Annotated in this window: 22 protein-coding genes; 16 read left to right on the top strand and 6 right to left on the bottom strand. The window is 46.9% G+C overall.

Features of this window, described 5'->3' with window-relative positions; genetic code table 11:
* The first annotated feature begins 157 nt into the window (after positions 1-157).
* The 3 genes from ACY2RR_RS02700 to ACY2RR_RS02690 all read left to right on the top strand — a co-directional run bounded on the left by ACY2RR_RS02700 (position 158) and on the right by ACY2RR_RS02690 (position 4,896).
* Positions 158-1,624 (top strand): hypothetical protein, encoded by a 1,467-nt coding sequence (locus tag ACY2RR_RS02700; protein ID WP_490106598.1) that lies wholly within the window; start codon positions 158-160, stop codon positions 1,622-1,624.
* 12 nt (positions 1,625-1,636) lie between these two features.
* Complete coding sequence (locus ACY2RR_RS02695; protein WP_490106597.1) at positions 1,637-3,238, top strand: hypothetical protein; 1,602 nt, start codon at positions 1,637-1,639, stop codon at positions 3,236-3,238.
* A 314-nt stretch (positions 3,239-3,552) separates the two neighbouring features.
* The gene (locus tag ACY2RR_RS02690; RefSeq protein ID WP_490106596.1) at positions 3,553-4,896 is read left to right on the top strand and encodes an SPFH domain-containing protein; all 1,344 of its coding nucleotides are present in this window, start codon (positions 3,553-3,555) and stop codon (positions 4,894-4,896) included.
* 99 nt (positions 4,897-4,995) lie between these two features.
* On the opposite strand, the gene ACY2RR_RS02685 is transcribed toward ACY2RR_RS02690, so the two are convergent.
* Positions 4,996-6,048: an AraC family transcriptional regulator gene (locus ACY2RR_RS02685; protein WP_490106595.1), complete on the bottom strand. Its 1,053-nt coding sequence runs from the start codon at positions 6,046-6,048 to the stop codon at positions 4,996-4,998.
* Positions 6,049-6,179: 131 nt separating this feature from the next.
* On the opposite strand from ACY2RR_RS02685, the gene ACY2RR_RS02680 reads away from it, so the two are divergent.
* The 8 genes from ACY2RR_RS02680 (at position 6,180) to ACY2RR_RS02645 (ending at position 15,423) form a co-directional block, all read left to right on the top strand.
* Entirely contained in the window at positions 6,180-8,027 is a 1,848-nt protein-coding gene (locus ACY2RR_RS02680; protein ID WP_490106594.1) for a DUF1302 domain-containing protein, read from the top strand.
* A 33-nt stretch (positions 8,028-8,060) separates the two neighbouring features.
* The gene (locus tag ACY2RR_RS02675; protein ID WP_490106593.1) at positions 8,061-9,404 is read left to right on the top strand and encodes a DUF1329 domain-containing protein; all 1,344 of its coding nucleotides are present in this window, start codon (positions 8,061-8,063) and stop codon (positions 9,402-9,404) included.
* A gap of 82 nt (positions 9,405-9,486) precedes the next feature.
* Complete coding sequence (locus ACY2RR_RS02670; protein WP_490106592.1) at positions 9,487-11,409, top strand: outer membrane protein assembly factor BamB family protein; 1,923 nt, start codon at positions 9,487-9,489, stop codon at positions 11,407-11,409.
* Positions 11,410-11,430: 21 nt separating this feature from the next.
* The gene (locus ACY2RR_RS02665) at positions 11,431-12,246 is read left to right on the top strand and encodes an SDR family NAD(P)-dependent oxidoreductase (RefSeq protein WP_490106591.1); all 816 of its coding nucleotides are present in this window, start codon (positions 11,431-11,433) and stop codon (positions 12,244-12,246) included.
* 539 nt (positions 12,247-12,785) lie between these two features.
* Positions 12,786-13,715 (top strand): hypothetical protein, encoded by a 930-nt coding sequence (locus tag ACY2RR_RS02660; protein ID WP_490106590.1) that lies wholly within the window; start codon positions 12,786-12,788, stop codon positions 13,713-13,715.
* Positions 13,708-13,911, top strand: a complete 204-nt coding sequence (locus tag ACY2RR_RS02655) for a hypothetical protein (RefSeq protein WP_490106589.1) — start codon at positions 13,708-13,710, stop codon at positions 13,909-13,911. The genes ACY2RR_RS02660 and ACY2RR_RS02655 overlap by 8 nt, the downstream gene beginning before the upstream one ends.
* 181 nt (positions 13,912-14,092) lie before the next feature.
* Positions 14,093-14,926, top strand: coding sequence for a hypothetical protein (locus ACY2RR_RS02650; protein WP_490106588.1), 834 nt, complete (start codon positions 14,093-14,095; stop codon positions 14,924-14,926).
* Positions 14,923-15,423, top strand: coding sequence for a pilin (locus tag ACY2RR_RS02645; protein ID WP_490106587.1), 501 nt, complete (start codon positions 14,923-14,925; stop codon positions 15,421-15,423). Before ACY2RR_RS02650 ends, ACY2RR_RS02645 begins: the two co-directional genes overlap by 4 nt.
* 106 nt (positions 15,424-15,529) lie before the next feature.
* On the opposite strand, the gene parE is transcribed toward ACY2RR_RS02645, so the two are convergent.
* The 4 genes from parE to ACY2RR_RS02625 form a co-directional block, all read right to left on the bottom strand.
* Entirely contained in the window at positions 15,530-17,419 is a 1,890-nt protein-coding gene (gene parE / locus ACY2RR_RS02640; RefSeq protein WP_490106586.1) for a DNA topoisomerase IV subunit B, read from the bottom strand.
* Positions 17,420-17,537: 118 nt separating this feature from the next.
* Entirely contained in the window at positions 17,538-17,984 is a 447-nt protein-coding gene (locus ACY2RR_RS02635; RefSeq protein WP_490106585.1) for a hypothetical protein, read from the bottom strand.
* A gap of 3 nt (positions 17,985-17,987) precedes the next feature.
* Positions 17,988-18,839: an alkaline phosphatase family protein gene (locus tag ACY2RR_RS02630; protein WP_490107047.1), complete on the bottom strand. Its 852-nt coding sequence runs from the start codon at positions 18,837-18,839 to the stop codon at positions 17,988-17,990.
* A 128-nt stretch (positions 18,840-18,967) separates the two neighbouring features.
* Positions 18,968-19,612: a YqiA/YcfP family alpha/beta fold hydrolase gene (locus ACY2RR_RS02625; RefSeq protein WP_490106584.1), complete on the bottom strand. Its 645-nt coding sequence runs from the start codon at positions 19,610-19,612 to the stop codon at positions 18,968-18,970.
* A 232-nt stretch (positions 19,613-19,844) separates the two neighbouring features.
* On the opposite strand from ACY2RR_RS02625, the gene ACY2RR_RS02620 reads away from it, so the two are divergent.
* From ACY2RR_RS02620 to ACY2RR_RS02600, 5 genes are read left to right on the top strand one after another with little or no spacing between them, the layout of a single operon-like run.
* Positions 19,845-20,345, top strand: coding sequence for a hypothetical protein (locus ACY2RR_RS02620; RefSeq protein WP_490106583.1), 501 nt, complete (start codon positions 19,845-19,847; stop codon positions 20,343-20,345).
* 22 nt (positions 20,346-20,367) lie between these two features.
* Positions 20,368-21,264, top strand: a complete 897-nt coding sequence (locus ACY2RR_RS02615; protein ID WP_490106582.1) for a D-alanine--D-alanine ligase family protein — start codon at positions 20,368-20,370, stop codon at positions 21,262-21,264.
* Positions 21,261-22,169 (top strand): cyanophycin synthetase, encoded by a 909-nt coding sequence (locus ACY2RR_RS02610; protein ID WP_490106581.1) that lies wholly within the window; start codon positions 21,261-21,263, stop codon positions 22,167-22,169. Before ACY2RR_RS02615 ends, ACY2RR_RS02610 begins: the two co-directional genes overlap by 4 nt.
* Positions 22,169-23,410 (top strand): hypothetical protein, encoded by a 1,242-nt coding sequence (locus ACY2RR_RS02605; protein WP_490106580.1) that lies wholly within the window; start codon positions 22,169-22,171, stop codon positions 23,408-23,410. Before ACY2RR_RS02610 ends, ACY2RR_RS02605 begins: the two co-directional genes overlap by 1 nt.
* Positions 23,407-23,943: a DinB family protein gene (locus ACY2RR_RS02600; protein WP_490106579.1), complete on the top strand. Its 537-nt coding sequence runs from the start codon at positions 23,407-23,409 to the stop codon at positions 23,941-23,943. Before ACY2RR_RS02605 ends, ACY2RR_RS02600 begins: the two co-directional genes overlap by 4 nt.
* On the opposite strand, the gene ACY2RR_RS02595 is transcribed toward ACY2RR_RS02600, so the two are convergent.
* A complete protein-coding gene (locus ACY2RR_RS02595; RefSeq protein ID WP_490106578.1) occupies positions 23,918-25,000 on the bottom strand; it encodes a sialidase family protein in 1,083 nt (360 codons plus the stop codon). The two genes, ACY2RR_RS02600 and ACY2RR_RS02595, sit on opposite strands and share 26 nt — an antisense overlap.
* Positions 25,001-25,079: the final 79 nt, after the last annotated feature.

The following is a 25,079-nucleotide window of genomic DNA, read 5'->3' as shown; positions in this document are numbered from 1 at the left end:
GGCGCGTAGTACCAAAAATGCATTTTGGCAAATTATTTTTAATTCATTTATGTAAATAAAATCATGGGGTTAGAACGATTTTAAGTTTTTTAAATTGTTTGGGAACTATCCAGAAAACCCTCAGTCTCACGGCCTGACATTCAACAGGGCCTTAACTATGAAATCCTCTCTTACGACACTGGTTGCCGCTTTCATTACAGCCAACTCTTTTGCAAATTTCGGCTTTGCTAACACCGGCACATTGGACGCTACAGATGCTCAGGAAAAGCCTGGGTTATCAAGCCGTGTCAGTGATCTGGAAAGCCTGAATATTCACCTGTATGACGAGTCCCGCCTTGAGGCTGAATCCCTGAATTTGCTGAAAGAGCGTGACAAACGTTCCCATGAGTATCTCTTTGCGGCTATGGAAACTCTTCATAGTGGTTTTGAAGAACTTCGTGGTTCTCTGAAAAGTCTTCAGCAGATGTCTGATGCGTCTCTTATCGGTTCTGTTTCCGTTCAGGGATTTTTTGCTGCAATACGCTCACATAATGAGCTAGTGGACTTTCTGGAAGACCGTATTGCCGGGTTGGCTCTATTGCCTACCCTTCAACAGGAAGCAAAAGCTGACCTCGCGAACAAGGTAGATTTTTCACCACTGAAAGAACATTACCTGCAACAGCTCAAAGTGGTTCAGGGAAAAGTTGATAGTTTGCATTTTCGCCTGACTCTGCCCGGTGGAATTCTCCATGAGCAGGATGGTATCGGAACAGATCAGCTGCGTGGTGTTCAGTTGCTGAGTGCTGAAGCCATCAGTCAGATGAAAAGACAGGTTCTTCATAAGAGGGCCATGTCTACCAGAGAGCGCAACACCATTGATCAGAGTATCAATGCTTTCACCCGCAAAGCGTTGGAAGGCTTTGTTGATGTGTTTGGTAAGTCTGAAAGGTACAGAACCAGTTCAGATCAGAAAGGCATGAGAGATGCGTTTGTTGCTTTGAAAGAGGCGTTCTGGGCTCGCTTTTACATTCGTGCCAGCTATGGAATAAAAATTGGCAGCATTCCTGTGAACTATCAGAAACGCATCTTCAACGCGGATTATTTGCTCAGCAGTGTTTCCATTGGCGCTATGACCGCATGGGATGAAAACCATCTTGTTCGTGCTCTGAATCACGCTACAGAAGCGGAGGCCACTCTGCATGACAAAGGTGCCTGGTGGTTGAGTGAGTCTATCAAACACTTCAGTACCACTCTGCTGGGAAGCAAACCAGAAGAAGCAGCGAAACAGCTGATTATTGGGTTGATTAAGCAGGATCTCGAGCAAGAGCTAGCACTGGGAAAAAGCGGTGGTTTAAGAAAAGTCAGAGCCAACTACCGGGATTATTTCTACACCAGCGAAGAGCAGAAGGAACTGTATAAGAAGAAAGAAAATATCGTATTTGGTGATGAAGACGATGATGATCCAGAAGCTGATGTGGGTGTTGTTGAAGCTGGAACCCTGAAAGGAGTAATTACCCAGTGCATCAGTGTTCTTGAGCAAATGGAGCTTCGTCTGGATGAAGCCAGAAAACTTCAGGACTCTCTGGTGCTCCTGACCAAAGACAGCCATACCGCAACCAAACGGAAAAAAAGAACAGCCCTTTAATTGGTGCCTTTTATGAAACTTACAGCCTGCTTGAAAGCCCTGTGTTGGCTCGTTATTGGCTTAACTTTCAGGGCATACAGTTACGACAACTTCTGTGTTGAAAAGAGCTGGCCTGCCAGCCGGCCCAGCCACTATTGTCAGGGGAAAGTTATTCCTTCCCATAAAACCCGCAACTTTCATACGGAACAGTTGCTCTGTGATAGTGGCAGCCATACCAAAACCAGAGGCCCTGTTGATTTTGATGAAGAGGAGTGGCGGGATCTGCACAATGTAGATCCTGCTGCTGCCAAAGATATGTTGCGTGCGCTGCCTGTCCCGGAGTGGGCAGGTGCCGTGCAATATAATTCTCATCTGCACTGGTCCTGGGAAGATTGTCAGTTAGTCACCAGTTATGCCTGCGGTTCCGATGAAGTGTGCACAACAACCAAAGACACTGATGGCAAAGAAACAGAGAGTTGTCACAGTGTTCCCAGAACCTGTTATATGGATGTTGTGGTTTCAGAATCGGAGCACTGCAGCAATGAAACTCTGACCTATGACGTCCAATACCAGCAAGTTGATAAAGACGACAACGGTTATCTGGATCGGCTTGCTAATGGGTTTGATTTGCTGCCCGGTGAGCAGGAGGGCGTGACGGTTGATAACGGTATTGGTTATTTCCATGGCGCAACCATGTCACCACAACTTTCGGTTAAGGAACCTCGGAACAATTATCTGATTTCGAGAATGTATGGTGGTTCTTATGAAGGCTCCAGCCTGATGTGTCGCCAGCACAGTAACTACCATATTGGTTTTACTGTGTTGCCCAAAGAACGTATTCGTTCCCGTTCTGGAAATGCATTTTCGCTGCCGAAGTCTTTTGATGGCGAAAAGATTGAACCTCTGGTTTGGCAGAGTGCAAAAGATGTTGATGGGCAACGACAGGAAAAGGGATTCCCGGCAGCGCTGAGAGTGCAGGACTATTCATCTACAACCATCAATGAATTTGCCCGGGATATGGGAGACGTATTCAAGAATGTTGTGGTGCGTATTCAATTGTTTGATAAATCAACATTTGGCTGGCCTTTGGCCAGAAACACCATTTATGTGAATGAGCGGAAAGCTGTTGCCCAAACCCTTAATGCTTTATCTGAAGACCAGAAAGTACGGCGTTCTCAATTATGGGAACTGATGTTGGCAACTGACAGTATTGATCCACGAAAAAACCTGTATCGGAATCATATCCCCTGGCTGATTTATTATCCGGCAAGGCTTTTGTTCTCTGCTGAAGACCTAAGCTATGAAAATCAACTGACACCGGGAACGGATTACCAGATAAAACTGACGGTTTACCAGAGAGGTTTATCTATTTACCACCAAGCCTGTGAGGATGATCCTGAAGCCTGGGATTGCCGCTTTTATGCGGGAGGAGGTTGGTTCAGCCCAACACGATATGAAGATGGTTATTTCTCAGATAAAAGTCTCGATATCGATTTCAAAACGCCAGAGAACGTAAACCAGAGAAGTTACTGGCCTATGTTCTGGAATACTATGAGTGGCCTGAGCAATCTTGGCGTTGTTGGTGCAGCAGGAGTGATTGCTTATGGGGCGCTGCGTATGGCTGGAGGTATGTAGTGGAGGAATAGGGTGTTAGAAAGATTCCCTCATTCCTCTCACTCTGTATTTTGGCAAGCAACATATCAACAGCCAGAGATGCGACTTTATCAAGATTTAAATGAAGAGCTGAGGAGGAAAGCATTAAATAGGAGTATGGCGCTGTCGTTTATAATCTGGTAGAAATGGCCGAACCGCTCTGACCCAAAATCTTTTATCAATGAACACGTAGATAAGAGATAGATTTCAATTTACTGAAGATAATTGAGCTCTACAGGTGAAGGGCTCAATGTTTAGCCAAAAATAAAAATATTTCTAACGGATATAGAATAACAATGAATATTAGTTCTCCGGTTCTCGCAAAAGCTGGTATCACCGGTGTATTGCTATTAATTTTGACTTACGTACTTAGCCAGTCATTTTTTTATGCTGAGCCTGGGTATATCTACCATGTTCGTACAGTCACTGGTAACGAGGCTGTAGTGACTGAAATTGGTTATAAGTTTTATCCATTTGGTCGTTACAACTCCTGGAAGCGAGCTATGACTGTTCAGGCAGCTTCCGGGTCAGGCCTGAGTGCAATTTCTGCGGAACGTGAAGCTGATAAAGCATCAGCCAGCTTGCCACCGTTGAGCATTATGTTCCTTGATCAGGTAGATGCTCACGCAGAAGCCACGGTACGCTTTTCTATTCCTTCTGATGAAGCCTCTTTCCTCAAATTAGCCCATGAGTACCGTTCACCTGAAAACCTTTTGCGTACTGCGTTGTTGCCTGCGTTTAAAGAAACTTTGCAGGCTAATGCTTCGTTGATGGCTGCAGAAGAATATTACGCTGGTGGACGAACTGAATTTAACTCTGAGTTTGAAAACCAAATGAGCAACGGCATCTTCCTTGTGAAAAGGGAAGAAGTCACTATTCAGTCGTCTAAATCTCCTGTTGGTTCCGCAAATGCTTCTTTAGGTACAGATCAGGAAGAGTACGGGGAAGATTCAAAGACTGTATTTCAGGTTAAAAAAGTCTTGGATGAAAGCGGACTCCCTCAGAGAAAGGCTCAACGCTTTACCGATTTTGGAATCACTGTTGTGTCTGCACTTGTTACAGATATGAAGCCCAATCAAAAGTTTATTGAGCGTATGCAGCTCAAACAGAAAGCATCCGCAGATCGTGCTATTGCCCGGGAGCAGAGAGTTCAGGAAGAAGAACAGCGCCTGTTAGCCATTGCTCGTGGTGAGCGTGAAGTGGCTGAACGTCAGGCTCAGGCAAAAGTTGAACAGATTCAAAAAACCACTGAAGCTGAAACTGATAAGCAGCTTGCAATTACTGGCGCAGAAAAACTAAAAGCAGAAGCTGAAATCCAGAAAGAAACTGCAGAAATTAATCTTGAAAAAGCAAAAATTGAAGCACAAACACAGCGAACTCTTGCGGATGCTGAAGCCTATCAGAAACAAGTGATTCTTCAGGCTGATAATGCTCTGGCACAAAAACTGGAAGCAGAAATCAAGATTCAGCAGCTATGGGCGGAAGCGTTTGCCAAGCGTAAAGTACCGACAAATGTTTTTGGTGGAGGTGCCGCAGGCGCGCCTGTTGGGAATGATTCAGAAACTAAAGCCTTTATGCAGATTCTCACTCTGGATGCCGCAAAGCGCCTGAACTACGAACGTAGTGTGGTTAAACAATAATAGGGCTCTGTGCTAAGTGTAAAATTGCCGGAAGGGCTCTTAGCCTTTCTGGTTTTTACTTTAAAAAATTATCTCTGCTTTTTGATGGTCAAGAGACGATCACTGCACCTCTGATGTTTCTCGGTAAACTGTAGGAGAAACCCCAGTCCAGCGCTTAAAAGCCCGACTAAAGCTGGCGGAATCAGAAAAACCCAATCCATGGGCAATATTTGTCAGCGGCTGGGAAGAGTGGCGTACTTCATCTAGGGCTCTCTTATGTCTTAGCTCGTCTAACAACTGTCGAAAGTTCAGCCCTTCAGACTGTAATTTCCTGTGTAAATTGCGAGGGCTGGTATCCAAAGCTTCAGCCAGAGCGTCCTGGGTAGCCTGACCAGAATTGAATAAAGTTGCCAGCTGCTTTCTAGCTCGGGTGAGAAAATCGTTATTAAGATTATCCAGATACTGTTGAAGTAGGTCGCTGTTCACCTGAGCAATAGCAGAATTTGCCGTTGGTAATGGTCTATCCATAATCGAAGGGTGTAAGCAGATCCGCAAATGGTCAGCATCAAAACTCACCGGGCATCCCATTGATTCTTCCCACACTTCAGGGTTTTCCGGTTGAGGGCGAGGTAGGTGGATAGAGAGGAGATCGCTGGCATTCAGGGCTAAATATTCTTTCAGAAAGCGAAGAGAGATTGCTGCCGTGGCATCAATAGCTTCGCTGCAGGGAGAAACCAATTTATCACGCAACTGAAAACGTAATTCCACACGATCAGGAAGCTCTTTCAGGTCAGCAGTCATGGCCGTGCTGATCACCGCAGAAAACTGCATGATTTTGGAGAAAGCTTCGCGAACGGTATCACAGGCCTGAAGGGCAAAGTAGAAGGCGTGTAAATGATTAATATGAAAACGTTCCGCAACCCTTAGGCCGATCGTATCATTTGCTGTTTCCCTGGCTGCTGCGTTCCATAAAACAGCCATTTTATTCATCGGAATACGCTGACCAATTTGCGATAGCAAACCAGGCTCGATATTGGCTTCTTCTAATAGAGGGGCGACTGCAATTCCCAGCTCTTCCAGTGTTCCTGCCAGCACGATTGCAACACCGTTCAAGGTCGTTGCTCCATCATCAACGGTTATAGCCTGAGCGCGATTTTCTTTTTTTTTTGTCATCTCAGATCAAACTTCCGTCCGATAGGATCAGGTCAACATTTTGGAGGAGTTATACCATCCGGCATGAAATAAATAAATTTTCGTCCTGCGAATTTAAAACGAAAAACAAAAACAATAATAAGGATGATGCCGTGAGCAGAACACATACTCTCCACCCTCTCACTCTGGCTGTCGCTTTGTCTTCAGCTTTAATCTCAGGTACAGCGCAGGCTGTCAGCTTTGAAGGTCTAAATGGCGAACTGACAGGCAGCCTGAATACCACTCTTAGCGCAGGCATCAGTGTTAGTACGGAAGACCCGGACAGTCGCCTTTATTCCTACGGTGATAGTAAGAACCTGAATATAAAACCGGGAACTGGTGTTGGTCCAAACGCCGATAATGGACGCCTGAATTTTGAAAAAGGTGATGTGATATCAAACCAGTACAAAGGTCTGACAGAGCTGACTCTGGAGTACCAGAACTACGGTTTTAAGGGCAGCGTGAAGTACTGGTATGACCACTGGCTGGAAACCAAAAACGGCCGCTATACAAAGTTCGACGACAGTGGTTTTGATGATATGGCCAGCTTCAGCGGTATTGAAATGCTGGAAGCCTATGGCTGGGCCTATTTTGATCTGGGTACGAAGCCTGTAGATATCCGCTTGGGTAAACAGGTACTCAGTTGGGGAGAGAGTACCTTTGTGCAGGGCGGGATAAATGTTATTAACCCGGTAGATGCTGCAGCGTTTAATCGCCCGGGTGTTGAAATCAAGGAAGGTCTTCTTCCTGTAGAAATGCTCTATGGCAGCATCGGCCTGACTTCAGCCGTTACGCTAGAAGGTTTCTATCAAATGAACTGGCATCCAACGGTACAGGATGGCTGTAACACATTCTTTGCCAGCACCGATTCTATTCAGCCAGGTTGTGGACCGATTTATACCAGTGCCACGCTTTCACCCGCTGAACAGTCAGCAATTACTCCATTGGGTGGCAATGTCATCATCGATCGAACCGCAGATCAGCTGCCCGGAGATAGTGGTCAGTGGGGTGCTTCCCTTAAATATTATGCGGAAGCATTAAATGGTACTGAGTTTGGTCTCTACTTCATTAATTACCACAGTCGTTTGCCTTACCTGAATGCAACCAATGCTGATCAGAGCCAGTTCCGTCCTGTAAACGTCGGGCCAACCAGTGCTATCGACTTTTATGTACCAGCCATTACTCACCCATTACTGGGCACGATTCGCCCGGCAGGCTTTGTTAACGGGGCTAAATACAATGCGGTGTATCCGGAAGATATCCGTCTTTATGGCCTGAGTTTCAACACCAGTCTGGATAGCGGCTGGTCATTATCTGGGGAAGTGTCTTACCGCCCCAATATGCCACTGCAGCTCAATATCAACGACTTTCTCGCCAATGCTGCAACTGGTGGAGGCTCTGCTGCCACCTATGGCCAGAAGGTGCAGGGTTATGTCAGAAAACCGGTGACACAAGTACAGGTTACTGCTTTGAATACTATCCCGCAGGTTTTGGGTGCTTCTGAACTGGCATTAATCGGTGAAGTTGGTTTTATGCATATCGGTTCATTGGGAGACAGAAACCGCTATGGCCGTTCTGCACTGTTTGGTCGTGGAGATACCACCGGCACCGGAGTGTGTGATGCGGATAGTAAAACCACAGACAGTTTCTGTACTGATGATGGTTACACGACATCCGACAGCTGGGGCTATCGCCTGAATGCCACTCTGACCTATAGCGGTGTATTGCCAGGCTTGACCCTGATGCCTTCCCTGTCATTCCGTCATGACGTGAATGGCTACGCCTATCAGCCAGCAGGTGCTTTCGAAGAAGGGCAAATGGCCGCAACCCTCAATCTGGGCGCTGTTTATAAAGATAACTATAAGGCCAGCTTGTCCTACACCAGTTTCTTCGGAAATAACCATTACAGCTGGGTTGATGACCGTGACTTTATCAGCGCCAGTGTGAGCGCAAGTTTCTAATTAAAACCAATAACAATAAAAAGAGACCAATCTATGATGACCAGTTTCTTTGCAAAATCCCTGGCCTTCAGTGCCTTACTGGCACTGCCAGCCCTGACAAGTGCAGCGAATCCATTAGCGGAGCAGGGGCTGACACCCATTGGCGCACAACAAGCCGGTAATGCCAGCGGAACTATTCCTCCCTGGACCGGCGGTTTAACCGCCAAGCAGGGCATGGTGCAGGCGGATGGTTCGATGAGTGATCCTTTCTCTGCAGATAAAGTGATGTTCACCATTACCTCTGAGAACCTTGAGAAGCACCGGGACAAACTCACCGTCGGGCAGCTGGCGCTGTTCGAGCGGCATCCGACAACATTCAAGATGGACGTTTATCCAACCCGGAGAAGTGCGAGCTATCCAGAGTCTGTTTATCAGGCGACAGCTGAGAGTCTGGGCAAAACCAAAATGCTGGATGGCGGTAATGGTTTGCAAGGCCTGACGAGTGGTGTTCCCTTTCCTGTTCCTGAAAATGGTATGCAGGCGATGTGGAACCACCTGCTTCGCTACAGGGGAGGCAGTGCTGAAATGCGTTTGAGTCAGATCATTGCCGAGCCTAATGGCGACTTCAGGGAAATCATCAAGCAGACTGAGCTGAACTTCTACACCAGCATTGATGAGTTAAACGTCGATGACAATCTGCTCTATCTCTATAAGTCGAAAGTGCTGGCACCCATCCGCATGGCTGGTGAGGTCACGCTCGTTCACGAAACCCTCAATCAGGTGGCTGAGCCTCGCCGGGCCTGGAAATATTTACCAGGTCAGCGACGTGTGCGCCGTGCGCCTAACGTTTCTTACGATAACCCGGCTGCTGCCACTGAGAACCTGAAAACATCCGATAATCTGGATATGTTCAATGGTGCCCTTGATCAGTATGAGTGGACGCTGAAAGGCAAAAAAGAACTCTACATTCCCTACAACAGCTATACGCTGTACGGGAATGATCTGAACAACGATGACATTATTCAACCAGGGCACCTCAACCCCGAGTATGTTCGTTATGAACTGCACCGGGTGTGGGAAATTGAAGCGACGCTCAAGGATGATGTGCGTAATGTGTATGGCAAGCGAACCTTCTTCCTTGATGAAGATACCTGGCAGATTTCCATAGCAGATCTGTATGACAGCCGTAACCAGCTATGGCGTGTGGGTATGGCTCACAGCATCCAGTTTAACCCGGCTCAGGTGCCCTGGATGGTGAATGAGGTTTTCCATGACCTTCATTCCAATCGCTACATCACCAATGGACCCATCAATAAAAACGGCACCGGCATAAAGTTTGGGATGCGGGCTGCAAAGTCTGACTACACGCCAGCAGCAATAAGACGCTGGGGGCGTTAATTATCCCCAGCCTCCTGTGACTACATGAGCGGCATGCCGTTGATGCCGCTCTTCAAAAATTACAAGCCTTAAGACATAAACTATGAAAAAAGCATTCATTGCCACCGGTACAGTGGTTGCGGTTACGGCTGCGCTCGGCCTCGGTTTAAGCGCTTATCTGTCTACACCCAAAACCTATTCCAATCCGTCACTAAGCCAATGGAAGCCGGAAGGCCCCCGTTACGCAATGCCGGAGCACCCTGTTCTGGGAGTGAACGACACATTTCGTTCACTTCATGGCAGTACCCGTAACTCTGATGAAGTGTTAACAGCAACCTCACCTACGGTTGAGCTGGATTGGGTTGTTGAGAAGGATTTGTTTGTGGGGGAAGGTCCATCTATAGATCGGGGCGGCAATCTCTATTTCAGCCCGGTTTCCCCAACAGAGCCAGTAGTGCTGGTCAGCCTGGATAAGGATACCGGTGAACGACGCTGGTCTATCTCTGGAGAAATCTATAACCAGGGTGGGGGTGCCCCCCTGGTGCTCGACGACCCTGATAATCCCGGCAAACAAATCATTTACCTGACGCTTTACGAGCGTGCGTTGGCGGTAAGGCCGGATGGTACTGTGATCTGGGATGTTTCAACCGGATTGAAAGAGCCAGAGCTTGGCCCCGGTGAGTACCGCAACACCCATAACTTTGGTGCCAGTTATCACCCTCAATCTGACAGCATTGTCGGTCTGCTGATAGATGGAAAGATGTTTGCCCTGGATAGAAAAACCGGTGCACAGCGATTTGCAGAAGCTTTTGTTGTTCCTGGCGCGCCTTCCCTTGAAACAACAATTGGTCGCCCAGCACCCTGGCTGATAGATAAAACCGACGAGACCATGAAAGACGTTTTTGGTCATGACCCAAGAGCCAAAGGCATGTTCAGTAAAGTGGCCGATGTTCTTTATGGTGGGGGCGTGAATGTTGCCAACTACTTCTCTATTGATCCTAATACTGGCCGAATCTGGGTTGCGGCAACAGCTCCTGATGATATTGATGGACAGCAGGACGGCAAGGCTTCCAACGGCGCGCTATATGGCATAGATATGGTTGAGGCCGAAAATGGCCTTTATCAGTTGAAGCCAGCAGTCAGTAAGTTCTTTCAAGGGGGAACGGGTTCAACTCCCGCTTTAACACCTGATGGCAAGCGGGTTTATGTGTCAGATGATAACGGGAATCTGATCGCGCTGGATAACAACCTTAATGAACGCTGGCGTATCAATGTCGGTGAGCAAATACCTGCGTCTATTACCGTGGCGTCTGAAAATGATGAAGTGTTTGCGATTACTACCAGTTCACTCTTTAAAGTTAAGGACAATAACAAGAGCGGGGAGATTGTCTGGGAAGCCAACCTGGATATGTATCCCGAAATGTTCGGCAAGAAAAACCTTAATATGCTGACAATGACCGTAACGGCCAACGGCATAGCGGTGATGTTAGGTCACGGTTTTGAGCAGGGAACTGTCCGTCTGCCAATCTCCGTTGGGGTAGGGTTGCTGGATCGAAAGACCGGGGAAGTGATTTCCTATACCGAAGGAGCGGAAGAGTCTGTTGCCACAACTATTACCGGGCCGGACGGCGGTTACTATATTGCCCATTCACCTGTCCGCCGGTCGATAAGCCGTTCGCTGTTTGGGCCACTGGTTGATCCAATTATTGGTGGCGTTGCCCGCTATAAGCCTGTGAACAACCATCTTCTGCTGCGTGATGCTATCTGCTCGGCCTCTTTGCGCCTTGAGAATGCAAGCCGGTATCAGCAGAGCAGCCCTGAGTCCAGCCAGGCTGATCTAACCCATGCCCGAATCCTGTTGAAACAGGCAGCAACAGCTTTTGATAGATCATTCGAGGAGCGAATCCTCTCTGACAAGACTCTTTCTGCCGTATCAGGACAGCTGCAGGCTATTCACTTTGATCAGTTAAAAATGGCTGTGCCACAAACCACAGCACTGTGTAAAACACTGCAGCAAGATGTTTAAGGCGGAAGAGGTAATCTATTTATGACGACACTTGCATCCAAAGTTGTCCTGATTACTGGTGGCGCTCAAGGAATTGGGCGTTTACTGGCAGAGCGGGCAGTAGCTGAAAAAGCCCGGGTTATTCTGTGGGATATTAATGAAGCGCAACTGGAAAAGACCAGCAATGCTCTTCGTCAGAGTGATGGGGATGTTCAGATTTTCTCTGTTGATCTCAACTCAGTAGAGTCAATCGAGCAGGCTTTTCATGAGACACAGAAGAGCAATCCAAACATAGATATCCTGTTTAATAATGCTGGCATTGTGGTGGGCAAAAATTTTGTCCAGCATTCAGCGGCAGATATTGAAAGAACCCTCGCCATCAATACGACAGCTCCGATGCATCTGGCAAGACTGTTTCTGCCGGGTATGGCAAACAGACCAGGCTCCCGGCTGGTTAATATTGCCTCGGCTGCTGGTCTTGTGCCTAACCCCAGAATGTCAGTTTACGCGGCCAGCAAATGGGCCGTGATTGGCTGGTCGGAATCTGTTCGTCTTGAAATGGAACAGGCTGGCTTTCCATTAAAGGTGACCACTGTTACGCCCAGTTATATCGATACGGGTATGTTTTCAGGAGTGAAAGCACCATTGCTGACACCTCTTATCAAACCTGAAGAGATGGCAAATGCTATTTGGGATGGAATGAAGAAAGGGAAAGTCTATGTGCGCGCTCCCAGGGTGGTTGGACTGTTGCCGCTTATTAGAGGACTGATGCCAGCGCGTTTATTCGATCTTTTTTGTGGAAAATGGATGGGGATTTATACCAGCATGAATGACTTCAAGGGGCACGGTACTTCGTAGATTTAAACTGTCGGTTAGAGTATTCGCTTTCAAGTAAATGCTCTAACCGAAAATCTATGTTGGAAGAATCATAATCTGTTTTTCTCAATTTACCTATTTATCGGACTATGATCTAAGGGTTACAGATGTCTGTCCGGAAATTACATACCTCTTAACAGCCGTTCTCATACCACTCATATATGGACGTTTATTTTTTCGAAATAAAAGGCACCTAAACTTTCCAAGAGCATATCTAAGTGTAGAATGTCACCTGTCGTTGAAATAACAAAAGAATAATAGGCATTCAATGAGGTCTGACGATGTAAAGAGTCGATCGCATGAATAAAGCACATGAAGTTTTCCAAAGAAGTACGGAAGGCCTGAAAGATGCTAGACCGGAGAGTGTCTGGTTTTATGTCGGCCTACAAAAAGATTGAGGTTCAAGGAAGCTACGTGCCTCTTAATGACAGGGATGTACTTTTCTTTTGGGCCAATCATAATCGGAGTCGTGGTGAAGTAATAAAGCGACCTGAAAATAATGTGATAAATGGACACACATAATGCTAAAAAAAACACTTCTCATTACTTTTGTCTTTCTCATAAGCGGCTGCCAGAATAAAGGCGCTAACATCGTTCCAACCGAAAACTATCTTGGTTACAAGCCAGTTGATCCGACACCTGCACATATTGTTAAGTACTACAGCAGTGGAATGTTGGAGGATGTTTACTGGGACTCTATAAAAAAGCCTGAAGAAAAAAGAAAATTGCTTCCTCTGCAGTCCGCCCAGGTATCTGTGACGGAATCCAACAGTACTGGTGCAATTAAATATTTGGACGGTGCGATCAGTCAGGAAAAGGGCAATTATGAAGTCATAATGGACTACATGAAGTACAGAGTAGAAGAGGTTTATAAACCAAACGGAGAGTTTCTTGGTACAAGCCGTATAGGTGTCGGCCTTAGAATAAGGGCTGTGGTCGTAACATCTAAAGCCAACCTTAACCTAGGTAGTCTCGCCAATATAGGTGTTGAGGCCAGTAATGGTAATTTGCAAGGCGGTATATCCGTTGACATCATTGGCATTGACTCCAAAGACGTTACCAACCTGATACCGCTGACTTCCGAAATCAATCAAACCTCTATTCAGGCTGCATTGCAGGCATTAGCTTCCATTAAATCAAAGCTGTGGGACGACATTGACATCACACCGCATGTTGTTGCGATTAAACAAGCGAAACCAGGGGCAGGTGAAAAGCTCCAGCAGCAAGTCCAGACCTTTGGAAAAGATATCAATAGTGTAAGGCTAAGAGAGTTTTGGAAACCTGACGGAAAAACAATTAATACCGATAACGAGACAAAATTGAAGACTTGGATGGTTGAAAACGGTCTCGATGCAGGAGCAGGTTCAATTACTCTGTTCCTTAACGCCAGAGAACAAGAAGCTCTGCGAGTAAAAGCAGTTAAAGATTTAAAGGTGATTAATAATGAGTAATGAAAAATTCCTCAGGTCCATCCCCGGTAATGCCATTGACGAAATACTTCAAGATTTAATGAGTGAAGGGTGTGACTTTGAAAAACACCTCAATGCAAATGGCACATGGGATGTGAAGATCAAAGGTTCTAAAGTTGGTCAGACGCTACAGCGTGCCAATAGCACGCTTCATCACTTTCTTGAAGAACAGGAGTGATATCGTATCAGTCAACTAATCGCTTCAGAATTTTGAGCTATTGGGCACAGGCACAGCTCAATAGCTGCCTTACATCATGGAGCACCACCTTGTCACTAGGGGACTCTCCTTGCCTTTGTTAGTACAGCATTAAGAATTATTAATACCTAAAAAATGAGTATCTGCTTTTCAGGAAAAATTCATGTCGTGGGATAGATTGCAATTTACTTGTCGCTACACCAATAAGTTGATGAGTGGTGGTTTGCACTTCAGGGATGCGATCAGTCAGGCAATAGACAGCCCTTACGCCAAACTCTTTAGTCGCCCTATTAAAGCTTACTCTCTGCCAGAGACATTGCTAGAGGAGCTGGTGTCAATTCAAAGAGATGCTACTGGTCAAAATGTCATTCGTTCCATTTCTAAAATTCGTTTTGTTGGGGCCACAGACACACACAAGCACGTCAAAAATGTGCAGATTTACCTCACACTCATCGCATTGTTTTATACTCTTCTTTCGGGTATTTACGTGGGAAAAGTTGCTCCAAATTTTCTGATCCTGTACGCCACAATGGATGTCACCCCACCAGAGTATCTCTTGTGGTACATAGGGAGTTGGCCTGTCCATGTAGCGGTGATCTTTATCATAGTCATACTTTCGCTTTTCTATTCACGACTTTTAGAGCAAATGAGTTCTATCGAGTTAAACAGTAGGGGCTCATTGCTATTCAAGTTTCTGATTCCGGCACCAGCCAAAATAAGTTATAGAAAAATAGAACACCTTCTGATGCACCCATTTGGTAAGAATGGCGACCAAGACTTAGTAACCAGTTATTTGAATACCTTTGAAACCGGTAGCAGTGAGTATGTGGAGGAAATTTCTGCCTTGCTCAATCAAGAGGCTGCAGTGCTAGGTGGCAGAATAAAGAATCTCATTAAGATAAACCTAGCAGCACTGGGCATATTGATTGTGGTCTCCATATTCATGCTTGTTCAAAGCATCTATCACCCCATCTTCTCAACTGGCGCCAATCTATGAACAGAAGAAAATCCGGCTTTACACTCATTGAGCTGATGGTTGTTATAACCATTATTGGAATTCTAGCCAGCGTAGCTATTCCCCACTATGGGAACTACATCCGCAAGAGTGAAATGGTAGATGCTTTAAGTATGGCAACCTTTCTGCAGGAGAAGGTGACGAACCATTACTTAGAAACTTTTGAGTTTCCAAAGGATAATACGGATCTTGGGGTTCCAAAGGCAGACTATCTCATAGGGAATCGCATAACATCTGTCGATATTGCTAACGGTGCCATTCACATCACTATGGGCAACAAGTCTGCTCCTATTTTTCACGGAAAAATATTGAGCTTTCGACCGGCTGTCGTCACCAATAGCCCAACTAGTCCAATCTCATGGCTTTGTGGCTATGATCAACCCGTGCCTGGAATGAAAGCCGTTGGTGACAATTTAACATCGATACCCAATGAGCTTTTGCCGAAGAATTGTTTAAGCAATACGTCACGCGCACAGTGATCCTGTATTGTATGGGGGTATACCCAAACAGGCATACCCTAGTACATTTCGCGTGAGTTCATTGCTTACTCTTCGATTGCTTTGACTGGTACAGCCTAGAGCAAGCTTAAGCAATCTCTACGAGATTGCCTTTAGTCTCCAACCATTGCTTACGATCTGATGCCCGCTTCTTCGCCAACATCATATCAAGCACCTGACTGGTTGCGATGGCATCATCAACAGTCAGCTGAACCAAACGACGAGTGTCTGTAGACATAGTGGTTTCACGAAGCTGGAGAGGGTTCATTTCACCCAAACCCTTAAAGCGCTGCACGCCAATCTTGCCACGTTTCTTTTCAGCCTTCAGGCGATCAAGTACGCCTTCTTTCTCAGCCTCATCCAGTGCGTAGTAAACCTCTTTACCAATATCGATACGGTACAAAGGCGGCATAGCTACATACACATGGCCTGCTTCAACCAACTTGCGGAAGTGCTGAACAAACAAAGCACAGAGCAGAGTAGCGATGTGCAGTCCGTCGGAGTCTGCATCAGCAAGGATGCAGACTTTGCCGTAGCGCAGGCCATCGAGTTTATCGGATCCAGGGTCAACGCCTAAAGCAACGGAAATGTCGTGAATTTCCTGAGAAGCCAGAACTTCGGAAGAGTCCACTTCCCAAGTATTCAGGATTTTACCTCGCAGAGGCATGATTGCTTGATGGTCTCGATCCCGAGCTTGCTTAGCAGAGCCGCCGGCAGAGTCACCTTCCACCAAAAAGATTTCGGTGTACTTCATATCCTGGCTGGTGCAATCGGCAAGCTTACCGGGCAGGGCAGGGCCTTGAGTTACTTTCTTACGCACAACCTTCTTGGCTTTGCGCATACGACGCTGAGCAGTGGATATACACAGGTCAGCCAGAACTTCTGCCTGATCAGTGTGCTGGTTCAGCCAGAGACTGAAAGCATCTTTCACAACGCCGGAAACAAAAGCTGCACATTCACGGGAAGAGAGCCGCTCTTTGGTCTGGCCGGAGAACTGAGGATCAGCCAATTTGGCAGACAGAACATAAGCGCAGCGCTCCCAGATATCATCAGGAGCCAGTTTTACACCGCGGGGAAGAAGGTTACGGAACTCACAGAATTCCCGCATGGCTTCCAGCAGACCAGTACGTAAACCATTAACATGGGTACCGCCTTGAGCGGTTGGAATCAGGTTTACATAGGATTCGGTAATCAGTTCACCACCTTCCGGCAACCAGATCACGGCCCAATCTACGGCTTCCTTCTCACCTTTCAGGCTTCCGGTGAAGGCCTCCTTGGGCAGTAGTTCGTAACCTTCAACTGCACTTTGCAGGTAGTCACGCAGGCCATCTTTGTAATGCCAGGTTTCTGTTTCGCCACTGGCAACTTCCTGGAACGTTACTTTCAGACCGGGGCAGAGTACGGCTTTGGCACGCAGAACGTGCTTTAAGCGAATGATGGAGAACTTTGCGGAGTCGAAGTATTTGGCATCAGGCCAGAAGCGAACAGTAGTACCAGTGTTACGTTTGCCGCAGGTATCAATCACTTCCAGTTCGGAGGATTTGAAACCGTCAGCAAAGCCAATGGCGTACACTTGTCCGCCACGACGGATTTTAATATCCAATTGGGTGGACAGTGCGTTAACAACCGAAACACCTACACCGTGCAGACCACCGGAGAACTGGTAATTTTTGTTAGAGAATTTACCACCAGCGTGAAGACGGGTCAGGATTAGTTCAACACCGGAGACTTTATGCTTGGGATGAATATCCACAGGCATACCACGGCCGTTGTCCGTTACCTCAAGGGAGTTGTCCGGGTGCAGAAGAACCTTCAGTTCTGTCGCATGGCCAGCCAGGGCTTCGTCAACACTGTTGTCGATAACTTCCTGGGCAAGGTGGTTGGGCCGGGTAGTGTCGGTGTACATGCCCGGGCGTTTGCGCACCGGGTCGAGCCCTGACAGGACCTCAATAGCTTCGGCAGTATATTCGTTCTGCATGTTTCCCTTCTGAAGCGGGTGTAAACCGCATCGACTCTCAGCGGATAAATGAATCGGACAAGTGTAAAACGTCTTGGGGGCTTTGTTCAAAGCTGGATATGTGAAGGAGAGCAGGATTTTACTTGTGATCGCCTGAAAACAGGGCTTTTCCTTCACTGTGGGGTAAGTGGACTCCCATTAACTCAGTAATAGTTGAAGCAATATCTACAAGACGAACATTGGTGACTTCCTCTCCTTCGGGAATTCCTGTGCCTTTGGCCAGAAATGTTGCCCGCATGGCAGCTCGGCCCGGAAAATGGCCGTGGAGCCCATAGGGCGGGACTGATTTCAGGAGTTCTCCTGTATATGTTGCTGTTAAATGGGTGTGCAGAGCGCCTTCAACAGCAAAGTGATCCTGCGGGTAAGCGCCCATATTTATGAGGTCTGGCTTGGTATAAACAGCGGCTATGTGAGCGGAATACTCTCGCTGAGCCGCCAGTAGAGCTTGATAGACCTTCTCAACAAGATCTGGATCTTCGGGGTTTTGAACCCGAATGGGAGCTGAACCACGTTCTTCTCTGCCCATAGCCTACCTGCTGGTCATCTGGCCCATGGCTCCAACATTTATGAGTCCAGATTGGATCAGCCAGCGGTTAATGCTGAAAACATGTTTCACCTCGGTAAAACCATGATCTGACACCACAAAAACAGCGAGATGATTGTTGGAAACCTCTTTCGCCTTGGTAATCAATTCACCAATCCAGTGATCAATATGCTCAAGAGCTTCCAGTGTTTTTTCTCCGAAGGGGCCACAACCTTCGGATACACAACAATGAGCGTTTTCATCGTAAGAAGGAAAATACGCGGTCATAAAGAAAGGTTTTGAACTTTGGGCCGCCTTTCTCTCCAGCAGATACATTGCAGCTTCAAAACGGGCGGAGTCTCCGGATGTGAAACAATCTGCTGCGCTGAGAGTGATACCTCGCTGGCTTTCTATCTCTTGCACAATGCCCGGGGGTTGGCAGGCTTCCACAAGAGCCGCATGGTTAGCCCCTTCTTCTGGTTCATCCAGATGGTAAAAATCCACCAGATTAAAGTCTGCAGTAGCGTCAGTTGAGGCTGGAATCATCACGTTCATGGTGAGATATCCGGCACTACTGGCTGCTTCCCACAGTGTTGGTACTTTCTCTGTCGCTTTGAAGTTGTAGCTTGGTGGTTTTTTATGAGCCGGATCAAAAGGGTTGTTGGCATCAATTCCATGAGTGGCAGGGTAAGTACCTGTCATCATGGATGCATGGGCTGGGTAAGTATTTGCGGGGAAAACACTTTTCATACCATCAGAGGCATGGACACCTTCGCCCAGAAAAGAGCGAAGGTTGGGTAGTTTTAAATGGCCGTACTGATCGTGGTTAAGCCAGAATTCCGGCCTGAGGCCATCAATAGAAATCAGCAGAATACTGATCGCGCATAGCTATAGGTTGAACCTAACAAGCACAGCCAAGCCACAACGGCCAATACCGAACAGTTTTTGTTCATAAAGGTATGAACTACCTGTTCTTCACTACAGTTTTATTCGATAGGAGAAGGTGATATTGCAGGTACCAGCAGAGGGCTGCAGAAGCTAAGAATCACCGGAATCGTGTCCTCAAATCCTTCAAAGCCATGATCTCCCCCTTCATCAATGCGTTGGGGGCAGTCTTGATAGCGCTGTTCGGCTTTGCGGTAATCCAAGGTCTCGTCACCTTTCTGAGCCAGAAGAAGGATATTGTCAGGCCGGTGAAGTGTAGTCACTTCCAGATGTTTGAGCTGATCAATATGTTCCTGAGTCAGATCATACTTGGTGTCGTTGTAGTAATTTTTCTGCGGCCCGAGATAGTCTTCAAACAGTTCATAAGGGCGAACTGCCGGGTTTATCAGTACCAGTTTAACGGGATACTTTGGATCACTTTCCAGCAAGCGCTCCATCAACCAGGTACCGTAGTAGCCACCTAGAGAACTGCCGATAATGTAAACAGCTCTTTCATTCAAAGCCTCGGATGCCAGAGATAACAGCATGTGGGCATTCTCACCGGGCCACTGACCCAGTTCCGGAACAATGTAATCGCAGGAAATTCTTTTTTGCTTGAGGTAAACCCCAAACTCAGTGCACTTGCGTGATTGGGGGGAGCTGTTGAAACCGTGGATATACAGAAGCAGTGGTTGGGCAGCTGCCATAACTATCCTTGCATATTCGGAAAAATCGGCCTGCCATACTAGCATTTGTGAATATTGTGGCACATATACTTACGGCAGTATCGTTTCAGCCTACCAAACTTACCAGGGTGAACACACCCTAATCCCATAAAGAGCAAATAGTCGTCTATCTACAACGAGATTTTTCTGAATCTGAAATTTGGAACCTGGCGTAGATGGGTTAAAGACAGATTATTTTTGCGGGTATAAAACTATGAAAAAGCAGCTAGTCGCAGTCTTCAGTTGGTTAGTCACTCTCTGGACGGCCAAAGTATTTCTGAGTTCTCTGCCGTATAAATTCACTAACCACCCTGACACCCAGCACATTTTCGGAACTATTGGTCAGTGGATGGAAGGTGTTCTTGGTACATCAGTTGGCCAGTGGTTCAGTGCCCATGGTGCCGTTGCCGTTGGTACCGTTGAGTTGCTGGTTTCTCTGCTGCTTCTTTCTCCTGCTTTGCTGTTTGTTGTGAGCAAGTTTGTCCAACTTCCTCAGTTTCTGAACCGTACACTGATTCATGGGTTAGGTGGCCTGGCTGCTGCCGGTGTTATGGCGGGTGCTGTTTTCTTCCACCTTGCTACCCCGTTGGGCATTGTTGTGCTCCACCAGGGTAAAAGCGACGGTGGTTCTTTGTTCTACGCAGCCTGCTCAATTCTGGTTCTTGGACTGGTAATGGGTGTCGTTAATCTGCTTCAACTGCGTAGTAAAGCCTGATTCGGGTAGGGAAGCTGTTGTTATGTTGATCCGTTCTCTGCAGGTTTTGTTATACATTTTCCACTGCTTTCGCTTGGGTGCGAAACCCTGGAAGTTCTTTCAGCTTAACGCGGAATACTTCAATGAAGGCAAGGGGATTTTCTCCAAGCTGGATATTGATCAGTTGATTCCAACCCGCTGGAGGCTGGCCCAGTATCGGGATACCGGCAGAGAAAGGCCGAAAACATTTCCAGTATTTGTGAAACCAGAGTGGGGGCAGAACTCTGTTGGCATTCGAAAAGCTGGAAGTCAGGTTCAGCTCGATCAGATTCGCTCTACCCGGCCCGGCGGCAATATGCCCTACCTTATTCAGGAAGCCGCCAGTGGTGAGCGGGAATTCGAAGTGTATCTGGTACCAGGTGCGGGCAAAGAAACTTATTCCATTTTGTCGGTGATCGAAACACTGAATACCACGGGTGAGAAGTTCCCTGTGAATGGGATTCACAACAGCGAAACCCGTTATCGGGATATGACTGGTTCTCTCTCCACAGAGCAGCTGGAGAAAATCTGGCAACACCTGAAAACCGTTGGCCCTTTCCGTATTGCCCGCTTCGGTATTCGAGCTGACGATTTAGCAAGCCTGGTTTCCGGCGACTTCAACATCTTTGAAATCAACCTGTTTATTCCCATGCCTCTGGTGTTGTTGGCAGAGAATGTTTCTTTGAAGAGAAAGCTCAAGATTATGAACCGGATGACTATTCAGTTCGCCAGAATGACCAACACTCTGCCGGAAAAAGAAAAATACGCATCCGTGTTCTTTAGAAAGATGGTTGCTCACCGGGAAAACCAAACCATGGCAAGCAGGCTGGCAGCTCAGGAACCAGCGCTTCAGGAAGCTGTTATTCGTAAACGAGTTGCCCATAAAGGAGTGTCACTATGAAGGCGATGAAAAAAGCTCTCTATGCATGGATCAGCAAAACCTTTATGGATGGCTGTACCAGTTATAACTCACTGGATGTACGTAAAAGCTGTCGTTCAAAAGAGCAGGCCCGCGACGCGTTTGAGACCCATGACATTCCCCATGCCCGTGGTGATATTTTTATAAACCCTCTTCGGGCTATTCGTTTTGCCAAAGAGCATGGCTTTCCGCTGGTGGTGAAACCGAATGTTGGTGGTTTTTCTCGGGGCAGTTACTTCCCGATTAAAAACTATAAGGAACTTTGGAAAGCGATTTTGCTGGCCAAAATCTGGTGGCCGGTCAGCGTTGTTGAACAATATCTGGAAGGTCGGAATTACCGGGTTCTGGTGGCCAATGGCCGGGTGATTTCTGTCATTCGTCGCTACTCTCCATTTGTTACCGGAAATGGACAGAACACGATCAATGAGCTTATTGATCGTGAAAATAAAGTACGTGAAGAGATGGGGCTGTTCCCCTGTATTTACCCTCTGAATAAGTCAGAAGAGACCAGGTCTTTTCTTGGTAAGCATGGTTACACGCTGGATTCTGTGCCTCCCGATAGTGTTGAAGTGAAGCTTTTTCACCGCATTGCTCTGGCTCCAGGTGGAGTAATAGAAACCATCAAAAAGAATACGGTGGCGGCTGAGAATGTTCAGCTGATGGAAAAGGTTCTGGATATTTTTAATGCCAATATTCTTGGTATTGATGTGATTCTGGAAAAGGGAATTGAGCACAGCTACAAAGATCAGAAGTGCATTCTGCTGGAGGTGAACTCACGCCCCTATGTGAAGATGCATGACTACCCTCGCTACGGTGAGAAGGAAGATCTGTCCGGCTACTTTGAAGAGCTGGATAAACTGGACATTGCTCAGGCGGATATATTCTGATGATCAGGCTGCCGGGGTATTTCTATCAATTCACGGGAATGCATGCCTTTCTTACCGGGCTGATACCGTTTTATCTGCCAGTAATTCTCTGGCGGGAAACTGGTTCTCTGGCGTTGATCTCCGGCTTTATTTCATTGTCGGGTGTTGGTTTTCTTGCCTGCCTGATGCTTTGGGAAAATATTCGCAGTAGCCGTTTCAGCAAAATGGTGATTGCTGGTTCCTTTATTGCTGAAGCTGTGCTGATTTCTTTATTGATCAGTGAAGAGCTGACTATGGGTATCGGTGTATGGGGCGCATCTGTTCTGGCCTTGATCAATGGAGCTTACGGCTGCTTTTACTGGCTGACCCTGCGCGCCTTATTTATCAAACAACCAAAAGAAGGGCAGGAGCAGAGAACAGGAGACCGCTTCGGTAACTTTCAGTTGGTTGTGGGGATTTTGCTGAAGGTCGGTATTCTGGCCGGTGCATTCCTGCTGGAAGCAAAGCTGGACATCTGGTTGGTGCTTTTAACTCTGGCTACAGCTGGTTTTGGCATTGCCAATGTTTTCAGCTCCAGAAATCATAATTCAATCTCTTTTTCTCTGAGTGGCCCTGCCGTAAGTTTTAAACAGGTGGCACGCTTTAACCCTGGGAACTTCTCCCGTTCAGTCTTCTTTCTTGATGGGCTGTTCCTGTTTCTGGAAAGTTATTTCTGGGTTCTTTCTCTGTACATGCTCAGTAATCAAAGTTTTACTCGTTTGGGCGTTATTGTTGTTGGCCTTGCCATAATTCTTTCATTGCTGTTTCTTGTGATTAAGCGCCGTATAGATGCCGCTGATTCACGTCGTGTATTTATACTTGCTGTAGGTTTGTATGCGTTGTCCTGGGTGTTAAGAGGTTTTGCTGATGAGGGCATGACTTCGACGACACTTTCCGTGTTTATTATTTCGATTGCGTTTATGACCAGCTTTTTCAGGCTGGCATTTAATAAGCTGTTTTTTGACCGAATCGAACCGGAGCAGGCGCAGCTGTTTATTTTAGCCAAAAGCTGGTTTACCCAAGCCGGTGTCGCAGTGTTCTTTGGCGTTCTTGCTCTTATCTTCTGGGTGCAGGGTAGCCAGCCCGACGTTATCAAATATGTTTACTGGTTCAGCGCCTTGCTGGCTGTGCCCTATCTCTTTTATATCCGTCAGACTTTCCCTTCATTTGGTTTGCGGATTCCTTTTCTTCAATTAAACGCCTTTACGGGTAAACAACAATGAATAAAGTCATAAAAGGAAATCTTGAAACCATTGATCAGCTTTCTGATTTTATCGGCGGATTATCAGAGGAAGAGTACAACTACACCCATGGAACAGTGCTGAGTAGCTCTATTGGCCAGCACTTGCGCCACATCCTTGATCTCTACCATTCGTTGATGATTTCGACCGGCTTTGAACTGGTGGATTACGATATTCGTCGACGTGGCGCTGCCCTTGAAACTGATAAGTTAGTAGGCATTGCTGAGTTAAAGGCGATACGACAGTGGGTTGTTGAACTCACCGGTCAGCAACTGGAGAGTTCCTGCACCGTGAAAACGGAAGTTATGTTGTCGGACTCTTCTTCGGTGACAGCAGAGTCGACTGTGCAAAGAGAACTGTGTTTTGTGTCCAGTCACTTGACTCATCACCTGGCCTTAATGGCTATTTCAGCAAAACTGGCTGGTTGTGATGTAAGTGAGAATGTCGGCCTGGCTCCCGCTACAGCAAGCTTTGTGCGAAGCCAGCAGGCTAATGAGGTTGCATTGGCTGGTTAAAAGGCATTTGGTCTTCTGGCCAGTGACCATTGATGATGGAGTATGTGGTCAGTTTGTCTGGATCTATCACCACATGTTTTATCCCTTTCCTGTGCCATGTGTAAGTGATGTGAACAAGGTTGTCGCGGGTCTGGATAACAGCCGGGTAAGAAAACTCGGCTTCTGGATGATTTGAATAGTTGAGTACCATTGCTGCTTCCCAGTTTTTCCCATCAGCGCTGAGTGCAACATTGAGTACTCCTCTCCCCTGCCTCCCCAATCCAGCCTGAAGTTTTGTGGAATGGTTATAAACAAGAAGCTGTCTGCCATCTTTCAGACTGACGGCATCAATACCTGAATTATTGTTTGGTAAAAGAGTCGCTTTGACTGGAGACCATGACACACCATTGTCAGCAGACCAGCTCTCAGCAATATGCCCGTGGTTACTTTTATTGCGGCAGAGCAATTGAAGAGTGCTGTTGTCGTGTACCAAAAGGGTTGGCTGAATCATCTCAAGCTCGGCAGGATCACTAAGAGGTTCGCTTCTGAACCATGTTTTTCCATAATCTGTGCTGCGTTCTATATGAACCTTCCAGTTTGGATTCTCAGTGCTGGAACCAGAAATGATGGAATGATCACTGAGTTGTACGGGTTTGTTTTTAATCGGGCCAAATATTCCATCGGGCAAATGTTTCGGATATGACCAGTTAAAACCGTTGTCTTCAGAGGTGATCACCATCCCCCACCATTGCCTGGGGCTGGGACCTACTTTGTAGTAAAGCTGGAGCAGATCGTGCTCTGGTTGAAACAGAACAGGATTCCAGGTGGGGTGCTGTGTTTGGTTCGCTAACTTCCCATTCACAACTTCTTGAGCATCATCCCAATAAAAGCCTGGCTGCTTACGTGTAAGCCAGATGCCGACATCCGGGTGGCCTTCATGGGAACCCGCAAAAAATGCACAAAGCAGATCACTATTTGAAAGCTCTATGACTGTAGATGCATGACACTGCTGGTGAGCTTTGGTTGTATAAATAAATTCTTCCAGAACAACGGATTGCTCTGCTATCAGGGGAAGCATATAGAAAATCAGATAGAGGAGAGGTGGGAATAAAGTAGTATCTATCTGGTTTTTGAGAGTGACTCTGTGAAAGTGGAGG

The organism is Parendozoicomonas sp. 2304DJ65-17 (assembly GCF_058148445.1).
Note: the sequence above shows the minus strand (reverse complement) of the source record. Positions and strands in the feature narration are given on the sequence as shown.